The following is a 10,511-nucleotide window of genomic DNA, read 5'->3' on the forward strand; positions in this document are numbered from 1 at the left end:
GCCGGTCCTGTCGGGGGACTACGGCGTCTTCCTCGCTCCCAGAAGGTCCGCGAAGGTGCCGGCCGGGCTCGCGGAGGGGATCGCTGCCATCGCCCGTGCGAGTTTCGCCGCATCGACGGCGCCCGGCGCACCGGTCAGCATCTCGAAGACGGGCGCCGAAGGCAGGCCCTTGAAGGCGGCGGCATAACGCGAATGAAGCCAGGCAAGCGCGTCCTCCCGCCCGAGCATCGCCTGGGAGATGGCATGCCGCAGGACCTGCGCCTGAGCGACGGCGTCCAGCGACTTGCCTTTCGGCAGACTTTCTCCCGTCGCCTGGGCATAGCGGCCCCAATCCCGGCGTTGCCAGAGTATCTCCGCCTGCAGGGGAGCGGAACCAGGCAGATCCTGCAGCACAGCCAGCGCCTCTTCGGCCCGTCCGACCTGTGCGAGAGCGGCGGCCTCCACCCGCTTGCGGTCACCGACCATGCTGTCCGGCAGGCCTGGATCCTCTGTTTCCCGCAGCGTCCTGAGCGCACGTTCCGGCCGGCCCGCGAGGATGTAGAGGCTCGCGACGCGAGCCGATAGCGGCCCTCGGGCAAGGTCGCCCGCACGTTGCATCAACTGGTGCGACAGAAGATCCGCGGCACGCTCGTAGAGGCCTGCCTGCTGCAACCGCGCCGCAAGGCGGCTTACCAGGAGGTCGCCCTGAGCACCTGATGGCGCGACGTCCCGATAGTCCCAGTAGAGGCTTGCCGCCCGCTCCAGCGGCAACTTTCTTTCCGGATCGAGGGCCGCCGCCAGCTTCGCCTGCACGTCCGGGAGAAGCGCTGCGGCACCTTGTGTATCGTGGTAGCGCACCAGCGCCGCCCCTGCCGAGAGGGCTCCGGCCAGATCGTTCCGTCCGTCCGCGAGGCTGTACGACAACCGCAGGGCACGTTCCTCGATCGCATCGCCCCGCCAGGAGTAGCGTATCTCCGCCAGCTTCCCAAGCGCCTCCTCCGGACGCATCGCCTTGCGGGCGACATCGCCTTCGATACGGCTGAGCCGGGCGTCCATCCGCTGCGCCGCAGTGCCCGATTGCTCCACCCTCGCGAGGCGAAGACGCGCCGCGTCGTGGCGACCCAAAGCCAGATCCGCCCTGCCTCGCAGCAGGTTCGCCGCCGGGTCTCGGTCCGGCAGCCAAGACAGCCAGTGCAGTGCCTTCTGCGGTGCACCGCCCTCTATACCGGCGCGGGCCGCCGCCAGCACGAATGGAGCCGCACGCGGCTTGGCCAAGGCAGGTGCGGCGCATTCCAGCTGCTGTAGCGCCTGCTCTGCCAGACCTTCGCCCGCAAGCGCCCGCGAACGCCACAGGCAGGCCTCCGGATTGATGCGCAGGCCCGGCATATCCAACTCAGTGAGCGCAGCGTCGGCGCGGCCTACCAGGGTCAGTGCTGCGCCATGGGCCAGGCGCCAGGCATCCACCATGCCGAGGTCCGGATCATCCTGGCGCATCACTTCCAGCACGCCCAGGGCATCCGGGCCCCGTTCCTGCGCGATCAGGCTGCGCGCGTAATCCCAGCGAGCAGACTGTCGCCCTGCCGCCTCGACCGTCGAGAGCTGAAGCCAGGCGCTCTTGTCCGGCATCGCCTTCCACGCGTTCCCGTCGACCAGCGGCGGGCGTTGCGCCAGTTCCGCCGCAAAACCGGGAAGCCGCGCTGTGTACGCACCGTCGGTCGCGGAAAGAAGCGAGGCGCTGGCGGCGAGCACGACACCGCAAGGAAGGCGAACACGGCTCATGCCGCCCCCGCGCCGACAACGCCGCTCAGGACCAGCAGGGCTCCGCCGAGAAGGCAACTCACAAGGAAGAGCAGAAACCCCAGAAGGGGCCATAGCAGACTCGCCCCCCGCGGCCGGACGGCTGGCGCAGCCTTGGCGCTGTCTGAGGGCTGATCGGTACGCCGGCGGGCAGGTGCCGCACCCGGAGCCGGTGCCTGTGCCGGGCCTGAGGCCACGACACGGACCTTGCCCGGTTTCCGATCACTGCTCATTCCGACGCGACTCCTCGAATTTCATCCTATTATAGAACCACCCAGCCTTGTGCGGACCGCTCACCGGAGTTCCCATGCTTTCGCTGCGCCCCTGTCGCGCCGTTTTTTCTGCCCTGATGTTGTTGTGGACTGCGCCCGCGTTTGCAGCCAACACCGAACCGCGCCAGGCGGAGGAACTGCCGCCGCCTGATCCTATTTTCGTCAGTCTCGAGCCGATCGCGGCGCCTATCGTCGATGGAGGACGAGTGGACGGGGTCCTCCACCTGTCCATCGTCATCAAGGCCAAGTCTGCGGATGATGCCGCCGCCCTGGGCAAGAACATCCCGAAACTTCGTGCGGCCGCGCTTTCAGCCGCCATCGAGTTTGCTCGCCTCTGGACGTCGCGCTTCACGCCTGTGAATGTCGGACGGTTGGCCGCGATGCTGAAGACCTCGGTGAAGCGAGCGGACAACGCTGTCGACACGGTGCTGATCGTCAAGGTATCTGCAAGGGAGCAATAGCCGCTGTTTCCCGATCGAGGCGCGCTGCTTATTTAGGCGCGACCGGGCGGCCAGCGCCGGGCCTGGTCGCCGCAGGAGCCGGCATGACCTTGCGTCCGGCCATCGCCATCGACAGTGCCACCGCGCCATTGGGTGACATGTTGGCCATGATTTGCGCCGTTGCCTGTTCGCGCATGCGGGCCGCTACCTCCCGCTGGACGTCAAGATCGAGCTTCTCGAAGATCGGTCCCGCGCGGTTGGGCTTCATCCGCTGATAGATACGGGCGAGGTTATCGTAGGGCACAGCCGGAGCCTGCGCGCCGGCAGCACCCTTCGCCGTCCCGGCGGCCGCCTCTTCCTGCTGCTGCTTCAACTGGCTGGCGAGCCGCGCCTCGCTGGCCCGAACCGCCTGCTCGCGCATGTCGAGCCTGCGCTTGTCGGCGGCGGAAACCCGGTCCCTCTGCGCGGTCGCATCGCGAAGCGAGGCACCCAGACGCCCGGTGTCCGGCCCGCCGGCAAGGTCAGCGGACGCTGCGAAGGCAATCGCATTGGCAACAGCCGCGGCGGCTGCCACCCCGAGCATCAGGCGGGTAGGCCGGGTCAACGCCTTGATCATGCGACCGCGCTACCTCGCGACCCTCGGGCGGCTGTAAGGTCAAGCACGATGCTGCTGAGATCCCGCTTCGCGGCCGGCTCTCCACCCGCGGGCGAGCTTTCACGGCGCACGGCCTCGTCGGCGCGAAGCGCGGCGTCCGCCTCTTCCCGCCATCGGGCGGGGCGGCGGCGTGCGCCGGCCTCGGCGGCCCGCGCCTTGTCTGCGGCATCCACAATGCGCTCCGCCACCGAATTGCCGACGCCGACCATCACGGAGAGCTCGTCGCGCAATTCACGCGCGGCGAGAAGGATTTCCCCCTGCGCCGCGACATCGCTGGACAAAACGCGCTTGAGATCGGCCAGCACGATACGCGCCTGCTGAGTTGCGTTATCGAGCTTCTCGACGGCCTGATCGAGATGCCCGTCGCGCAAAGCCCGGATGCGGCGGTCCATCCGGATGGCCTGGACCATCACGCACAGACACAGGAGAACCAGAGCGAAATTGATTGCCGTCGCAACAGTCATTTCGAGTATCCCTTCGCGATGTCAGTTGCCATGCGGATGGCGATATTGCTTGAACGCTGGCCGATATGCGCACGCCCGAGCGGCACGCCGCCACATTGCAGATGCAGCGGATCCTCAGGGCTGTGGCTGAGGGCGATCGTATGGCCCACCTTCAGATCGCGCACGTCCCGCAGCGACATCATCTTTTCGCCCAGGACCACATCCACGGTGACTTCGGTGTTGTAGAGCTCCGAAGCCATGTGCTGCGACCATATGCGATCACGGCCGAGTTTCTCGCCCATGAAGCGCTGCAGGAGCTTGTCGCGCACCGGTTCGAGCGTGGCGTAGGGCAGCAGGATCGAGAACACGCCGCCGCGCCCCTCCATCGACACGCGGTAGGTTGCGACTGCAGCCGCGTTGCTGGGTTCCGCGATCGCGGCGAACCGCGGGCTCAATTCCATCCGTTCCAGGCCCATCGCCACAGAAGCGATTTCCTCGAAGGCAGCGGCGAGCTCGTCCAGAGCCATCTGGACGACCCGAGACACCAGGCTGGACTCGATCGTGGTGAACGTGCGGCCCTCCGGCGGCAGCGCCCGGCTTCCGCCACGGCCGCCCAGCAGCGCGTCGACGATGCCATAGATCAGCCCGGCGTCCACCGTGACCACGCCGTAGCTTTCCCAGGGCTTCACCTGGAACACCCCGAACATGGCCGGCAGCGCCACGTGGTCCATGAAATCGCCGAACCGCACGGAGGTGATCGCCTCAAGGTTCACTTCGATCGCATCCGAAGTGAGGTTGCGCATCGAGGTTGCGAACGTGCGAACCATGCGCTCACAGACCACCTCGAGCATCGGGAGACGCTCATGGCTGATGACGTTCGATTCCAGCACCGCCTTGAGCCCCCGGCGCGGCAGCGCCTCACCATCTACGGCCGCCAGCCGCACGGTCTCCGGACGAGACGGATCCTCGCGGTCCATGCTCATTGCTGGATGAGATCCTGAATCAGCACGTCACGAACCATGCCCTTGCCTAGAGCTTCGGTGGAGCGCCGCATCATCTCTTCCTTTATGCGGAATACGGCGGCCGAGCCGTTGAGGTCGTCCGGGCGCAATTCGCGCAGGAACGGCTGCAAGGCGTCGAGAACCACGGGGAGGCGTGCCTTCACCGCATCCGTCTTGCCCGGCGCCGCGACGATCACGAACCGCAGCTTCACGAATTTCGACTGCGCCCCGCCTCCACGCAGGTTCACCATCATCGGCGGCACTTCGATGTAGGAGGCCGACACATCGCCTTCCTCCGCCTCCGCCTCTTCGGAAGATGCCTCTGCCTGCTTCTCCTCGGCATGCTCCTCCGCCGGGCGCATGTACCAGTAGACGCCTCCGGCGCCTGCAAGCAGCCCGACCACGACGACGGCGATGGCAATCAGGCGGCCCTTGCCCGCCTTTTTCGCCACATCGGCCCCGTCCGGCGGGGTTTCGCCTGTCGTCTCGCTCACGCCTTGTCCCTCAAAATTCCGCACCAGAATCCATGCGCGGGATTTCTTCCTATATATAGGATTGTAGCCGGCAGGGGTGCGCCTTGCGGGTTTATGCCGAGTTTTTTTGCAAGGGCCTGAAGATGGACGTCTCCTCCTTCGTGCTGCTGAGCCACGAGCAGGCCCTGCGTCGTCAGCTCGACGTGGCCGCCAACAACATGGCGAACGTCTCCACGCCAGGCTACAAGCGCGAACAGGCGCTCTTTCATGAATACGTCGAGGCGGCCCAGGAGGGACCGGTCGAGGACGCCCGCAGGACATCCTACGTCCTCGATTACGGTGCCGTTCACGATATCTCCCAGGGCGCATTCCAGGCGACCGGCAACCCTCTCGACATCATGATCGAAGGGCCGGGTTACCTTAACGTGGAGATGGCGGACGGCTCGACCGGCTACACGCGTGTCGGCTTCGTCAAGGTGCTGGAAAGCGGCGAACTCGCAACCTCCGGCGGCCAGCGGCTGCTGGATGAGAATGGCCGGCCGCTCGCCGTCGCCGTAGACCAGCTGGCGCTGGTGAAAATCACAAGCGACGGCACCGTCATGGCCGGTGAGGAGCCGGTCGGCCGGCTAGCGGTGACCGGTTTCGCGGATGAGAACCTGCTGGAGGTCCGGGGCGACGGGCTTCTGACCGGCGCGGGCGGTACGGTGCTTACCGCTGCGCAGACGAAGCTGCGCACGGGCGGCGTCGAAGCGTCGAACGTGGAGCCGATCTCGGAAACCACGCACATGGTGGAGATCCTGCGCTCCTACCAGACCAGTCAGCGCCTCTCCGCCGACCTCGCCGACATGCGCCGCCGCGCGATCGACCGTCTCAGCAAGCTGGGCTGAGCCCTCTTACGTCAAGGAACCCTGCATGCGTTCTCTTTCCATCGCTTCCACCGGCATGCTGGCCCAGCAGACCAATGTCGATGTCACCTCCAACAACATTGCCAACATGAACACAACCGGGTTCAAGCGGCAGCGTGCGGAGTTTCAGGACCTCCTGTACCAGCAGGTATCCCGCCCCGGCGCGGCCACCAGTGCTGACGGCACGAAAGTGCCCTCGGGCATCCAGATCGGTGCAGGCGTGAAAACCGGCGGCGTCTACCGCATCACCGAACAGGGCGCCCTCACCAGCACCGGCAATCCCTATGACCTCGCGATCGACGGCCCCGGCTACTTCCAGGTAATGCTGCCGAGCGGTGATCTCGGCTACACCCGCGCCGGATCGTTCCAGCTGTCGGACCAGGGCGAACTCGTCACGGCCGACGGCTACCGCGTGCAGCCCGACATCACCGTGCCGCAGGGAGCGCTCAGCGTTTCAGTTTCAAAGACGGGCGAAGTGCAGGTGAAGCTGGCGGGCCAGGCCGAACTGCAGACGGTGGGCCAACTCGAACTGGCGACCTTCATCAACGAGGCGGGACTCGAGGCGATCGGCGATAGTCTGTTCATCGAAACCGGCGCATCGGGCCAGCCAATGGTCTCCACCCCCGGTCAGCCCGCATACGGGACGCTGAGTCAGGGCTTCATCGAAGCCTCCAACGTCAATCCGGTCTCGGAAATCACCTCGCTCATCACCGCGCAGCGCGCTTACGAAATGAACAGCCGCGTGCTGAAGACGGCAGACGAAATGCTGCAGACTTCAACCCAGACGGTCTGAGGCGACCGAAAGGATGCTGACCGCCGCCCTTCTCATGTTGACGGCAGCCGCGCCGCAGCCCGCGAACGCGCCGGTGCCGGTTCTCGCGCGCGCAGTGGAGCGCGGCGACGTGCTGTCCAGCGCCGACTTCGAGACGGCGCGTGTGGCACCCGCCGTCGCGCGGGGCGCTCTTTCTCCCTCGGAAGCAGCGGGGCAGGAAACGACCCGTCGCCTCTCGGCCGGCAGCCCCGTTCGCGCCAACGACGTCGCCCCGCCGCGAATGGTACGCCGGGGAGAGACGGTGACGATCGCCCTCATTTCCGGAGCCCTGCGCATCACCTCGCCGGGCCGGGCCCTGGCCGATGCGGGTCGGGGCGATCCGGTGCGAGTGTTGAACCTTGCCACGAACCGGACACTCGAAGGCGTCGCCACATCGAGCGGCGAAGTGCAAATAGCTGCACCTTGACCACCGCCACCGCGCCTGCCGCGTAGGATATTCAGCATGAACAACCGTTTCCTCATCGTTGCCGCGGCTCTTGCCTGCTCCTCGGTCCTTACCGGCTGCGGCGCTGTCGGCCGACTTCAGAACGTCGGCAAAGCGCCCCGGATGAGCGACCCTGGCGCCCCTGTCGCGCCCCGTGTGGAGCCCTCGCTCGGCAACCATGCAAGGGCCGAGCACGGCCCCGACGGAAGCGATCCGCAGATCGCCGAGGGTTCGCGCGGGGCCTCCCTGTTCCGAACAGGAGGCGGCGCCTTCTTCCGTGACCAGCGTGCCTCCCGCGTGGGTGACATCGTCACGATCCGCATCAACATCGCCGACAGCGCCCGCGTGGATAACGCCACGACCCGCACCCGCACCGGCAGCGAGAACAGCGGTATCGCCGCCCTGCTCGGCCTCGAAAGCCAGATCGGGAAGATCCTGCCGGGCGATCCGGACCCGGGCAATCTCACCAGCACAAGCTCGAAGTCGAGCTCGGTCGGCGCCGGGAACACCGCACGCTCGGAACAGATCAACATGACAATCGCGGCCACCGTCGTCGGCGTGCTGCCCAACGGCAACCTGGCCATTCGCGGCAAGCAGGAAGTTCGCGTCAACTTCGAGCTGCGCGAACTGGTCGTCTCCGGCGTGATCCGGCCCGAGGATATCGCACGCGACAACTCGATCCGGCACAGCCAGATCGCGGAAGCGCGGATCAGCTATGGCGGGCGTGGGCAGCTCACCGATGCGCAGCAGGCCCGCTGGGGTCAGCAGATCTACGACGCGCTGTTTCCGTTCTGACGTCATGCCGGCTGCGTAGTTTTTCCACAGGCTGCGACCGAGGGCGGCGCCTGCCTTCTAGAATGATCCTGCACCCGGAATTGTCGGGAGTACGGGCGGCAGCGTTTCCTGCCGTCGAGGCCGCAGAATCGGCCGGTAACCTAGAAGGGAAATTGAAATGGCGTTTTCGGTAAACACCAACGCTGGTGCCATGGCAGCTCTCCAGAGCCTCAATGCCACCAACCGTTCGATGGAAACCACCCAGAGCCGTATCACCACGGGTCTGAACGTGGCATCCACGAAGGACGACTCGGCGAAGTACACTGTCGCCCAGACGCTCCGCGGCGACCTTGGCAAGTTGAACGCAGTCACCAGCTCGCTCAACAACGCCAAGAGCGTCACGGACGTTGCTGTTGCCGGTGCCGAACAGATCTCCGACCTCGTCAACCAGATGAAGTCGAAGGCTCTCGAAGCATCGGACGAAGGTCTGGACGTAGAAAGCCGCACCGCGATCTCCAACGACCTGCTTGCTCTTAAGAAGCAGATCTTCACGGTCATCGACGGTTCGGATTTCAACGACGTCAACCTGCTGAAGAGCGGCGCTACCGCTCCTGCCACCGACGGCAAGGTCAGCGCTCTGCAGTCGATCGCGGGCGACACGCTCACGGTCGCCAACCAGGGCTTGACCACCAAGGCCGGCACGGCAATGGGCGCTTCGGGAACCGACACCAGCATCACCGATCTTGCCGGTGATACGTCGGCAACTGCGGCGGCTGCAGCCAAGGCGCTGGGCACCAAGCTCGACGCCTTCTTCAAGGAAGTGAAGACCAGCCTTTCCGATCTCGGCGCAGCTTCGCGTCAGATCGAAGGGCAGCTTAACTTCAACAGCAACCTGAACGACGTGATCACGACCGGCGTCGGCAACCTTGTCGATGCCGATCTCGCCAAGGAGTCCGCGAACCTTCAGGCCCTGCAGGTCCAGCAGCAGCTGGGTGTGCAGGCCCTGTCGATCGCCAACCAGGCACCGCAAACGCTCCTGTCGCTCTTCCGTTAAGCGGTATCGGCAGGTTTCCCGGCTCGCCGGGGGCATTTTGGAAAGGCCGGTGCGGTTCGCCGCTCCGGCCTTTTTCCTTGCGCAGTCAGCCGAGGAACCTCAATCGCGTTTCCCGGGGTATCAGGACATTGCGGGTGGCTTGAGAAAGGGATCGTCAGGCAGAGGAATGAACTCCGCGTCATCGGCGTCGGGAAGTTTCATCCGCCCCGCCCTCCAGTCCTCCGCAGCCTGGCGGAGGCGCTCCTGAGAGGACGAGACGAAATTCCAGTAGAGGAAGCGCTCACCCACGGGTTCCCCGCCCAGCACCATCACCGTCGACGGCGCCAAAGCTTTCAGGCTGGATGTCCCGGCACCCAGAACAAGCATCTGTCCGGGACCGTAGGGCGTCCCGTTTACCTCGACGAGCCCGGTGGCGATGTACGCCGCTCGCTCCGGATGGTCGTCCGGAACTTCCGCGCGTGCATTGGCTTCCAGATCAAGATGAGCGTAGAACAGCGGTGAATGGGTCCGCACGCCTGCGGTCAGGCCATAGGCACGGCCGGCGATCAGGTGGCCGCTCACGCCTCCTTCGCGCCATTGCGGCAGATCGGCCCCTTCATGATGGGAAAAGGCAGGGCCGACCTCCTCGGCGCCGTCCGGAAGAGCCACCCAGGCTTGGATGCCGTGCAGGTGATCTCCCTCGGCCCGCGCCTTTTCGAAGCGCTCGCTATGGGTGATGCCGCTGCCTGCGGTCATCCAGTTCACTTCCCTCGGACGCACGGGCTGGTGCGAGCCAACGCTGTCGCGATGGACGATCTCCCCGGAGAACAGGTACGTCACGGTGGACAAGCCAATGTGCGGGTGCGGCCGCACATCCAGGCTGCGATCGACCCCAGCCTGCACGTCAAGCGGCCCCATGTGATCGAAGAACACGAATGGGCCTATCATTCGCCGCTTGGCGAACGGCAGGACCCGGCCCACATCAAGTCCTCCCCCCAGACTGCGGCGGCGTTGCTCGATCACCATCTCGACGGTCATGGTGGCCCTTTCCCGAATTACGACCCGTGATAGAGCATTCCCTCCAAGCTGCACGGACCCTGCGCGACAAGAACGCGTGAAGCGGACGAAAGCTGCACTTAGCAGAGCTGCCTGACCCGGCCTTCCCCTGGATGCTATCGGCTGGCGATGATCTCGCTCGTGCAAGTTGCGCGGCGGGACGCTAAACGCCTGCCATGACGCAGAGTCCTCTCGCCACAAGACTGGGCATCGTCGGCACCGGCCGCGTGGCCCGCGTGCTCGCCGCCGCCCTCGCCCCGTGCTCGGCAGCGCCGCCCCTCCTGTGGGGCCGAAATCCGGCGCGTGTGGATGGCTCCCGCGTTGCGGTGCGATTTTCTGACGTTCTGACATGCCATATCGAGTGCAGTCGCGTGTCCGGCCTTTATGTGCAGCCTTTATACGGCTGCTGGCCTTGAAGGATTCCGCC

General features: G+C 65.8%; 12 protein-coding genes. 6 read left to right on the forward strand and 6 right to left on the reverse strand.

The window, feature by feature from the left end; all coding sequences use genetic code 11:
* Nucleotides 1–18: 18 nt before the first annotated feature.
* Nucleotides 19–1,758, reverse strand: coding sequence for a hypothetical protein (locus tag C2R25_RS07990; protein ID WP_103728718.1), 1,740 nt, complete (start codon nucleotides 1,756–1,758; stop codon nucleotides 19–21).
* A 325-nt stretch (nucleotides 1,759–2,083) separates the two neighbouring features.
* On the opposite strand from C2R25_RS07990, the gene C2R25_RS07995 reads away from it, so the two are divergent.
* Complete coding sequence (locus C2R25_RS07995) at nucleotides 2,084–2,509, forward strand: hypothetical protein (protein ID WP_103728719.1); 426 nt, start codon at nucleotides 2,084–2,086, stop codon at nucleotides 2,507–2,509.
* Between the two features lie 28 nt (nucleotides 2,510–2,537).
* Here the strand turns inward: C2R25_RS07995 and C2R25_RS08000 are convergent, their stop codons facing one another.
* The 4 genes from C2R25_RS08000 to C2R25_RS08015 are packed head-to-tail and all read right to left on the reverse strand — an operon-like array spanning nucleotide 2,538 to nucleotide 5,081.
* On the reverse strand, nucleotides 2,538–3,104 hold the full coding sequence (locus C2R25_RS08000; RefSeq protein WP_233203830.1) for a MotE family protein: 567 nt from the start codon (nucleotides 3,102–3,104) through the stop codon (nucleotides 2,538–2,540).
* On the reverse strand, nucleotides 3,101–3,607 hold the full coding sequence (locus C2R25_RS08005) for a DUF6468 domain-containing protein (RefSeq protein WP_103728720.1): 507 nt from the start codon (nucleotides 3,605–3,607) through the stop codon (nucleotides 3,101–3,103). The genes C2R25_RS08000 and C2R25_RS08005 overlap by 4 nt, the downstream gene beginning before the upstream one ends.
* Complete coding sequence (fliM, locus tag C2R25_RS08010) at nucleotides 3,604–4,569, reverse strand: flagellar motor switch protein FliM (RefSeq protein ID WP_103728721.1); 966 nt, start codon at nucleotides 4,567–4,569, stop codon at nucleotides 3,604–3,606. Before fliM ends, C2R25_RS08005 begins: the two co-directional genes overlap by 4 nt.
* A complete protein-coding gene (locus C2R25_RS08015; protein ID WP_103728722.1) occupies nucleotides 4,566–5,081 on the reverse strand; it encodes a flagellar basal body-associated FliL family protein in 516 nt (171 codons plus the stop codon). Before C2R25_RS08015 ends, fliM begins: the two co-directional genes overlap by 4 nt.
* Nucleotides 5,082–5,203: 122 nt before the next feature.
* Here C2R25_RS08015 and C2R25_RS08020 point away from each other — a divergent pair, with 122 nt between their 5' ends.
* From C2R25_RS08020 to C2R25_RS08040, 5 genes are all read left to right on the forward strand, one after another.
* Entirely contained in the window at nucleotides 5,204–5,947 is a 744-nt protein-coding gene (locus C2R25_RS08020) for a flagellar hook-basal body complex protein (RefSeq protein ID WP_103728737.1), read from the forward strand.
* 25 nt (nucleotides 5,948–5,972) lie between these two features.
* Nucleotides 5,973–6,758 carry a flagellar basal-body rod protein FlgG gene (gene flgG / locus C2R25_RS08025; RefSeq protein WP_103728723.1) on the forward strand — a complete coding sequence of 262 codons (786 nt, stop codon included), beginning with the start codon at nucleotides 5,973–5,975 and terminating at the stop codon, nucleotides 6,756–6,758.
* A gap of 13 nt (nucleotides 6,759–6,771) precedes the next feature.
* Entirely contained in the window at nucleotides 6,772–7,203 is a 432-nt protein-coding gene (flgA, locus tag C2R25_RS08030; RefSeq protein WP_103728724.1) for a flagellar basal body P-ring formation chaperone FlgA, read from the forward strand.
* Nucleotides 7,204–7,239: 36 nt separating this feature from the next.
* Nucleotides 7,240–8,016 carry a flagellar basal body L-ring protein FlgH gene (flgH, locus tag C2R25_RS08035; RefSeq protein WP_103728725.1) on the forward strand — a complete coding sequence of 259 codons (777 nt, stop codon included), beginning with the start codon at nucleotides 7,240–7,242 and terminating at the stop codon, nucleotides 8,014–8,016.
* A gap of 157 nt (nucleotides 8,017–8,173) precedes the next feature.
* Nucleotides 8,174–9,049 (forward strand): flagellin, encoded by an 876-nt coding sequence (locus C2R25_RS08040; RefSeq protein ID WP_103728726.1) that lies wholly within the window; start codon nucleotides 8,174–8,176, stop codon nucleotides 9,047–9,049.
* A 120-nt stretch (nucleotides 9,050–9,169) separates the two neighbouring features.
* Here the strand turns inward: C2R25_RS08040 and C2R25_RS08045 are convergent, their stop codons facing one another.
* Nucleotides 9,170–10,066 carry a pirin family protein gene (locus C2R25_RS08045; RefSeq protein WP_103728727.1) on the reverse strand — a complete coding sequence of 299 codons (897 nt, stop codon included), beginning with the start codon at nucleotides 10,064–10,066 and terminating at the stop codon, nucleotides 9,170–9,172.
* Nucleotides 10,067–10,511: the final 445 nt, after the last annotated feature.

Origin of the sequence: Novosphingobium sp. HII-3 (genome assembly GCF_002916655.1) — a bacterium.
In the GTDB taxonomy this organism is placed as follows: domain Bacteria; phylum Pseudomonadota; class Alphaproteobacteria; order Sphingomonadales; family Sphingomonadaceae; genus Novosphingobium; species Novosphingobium panipatense.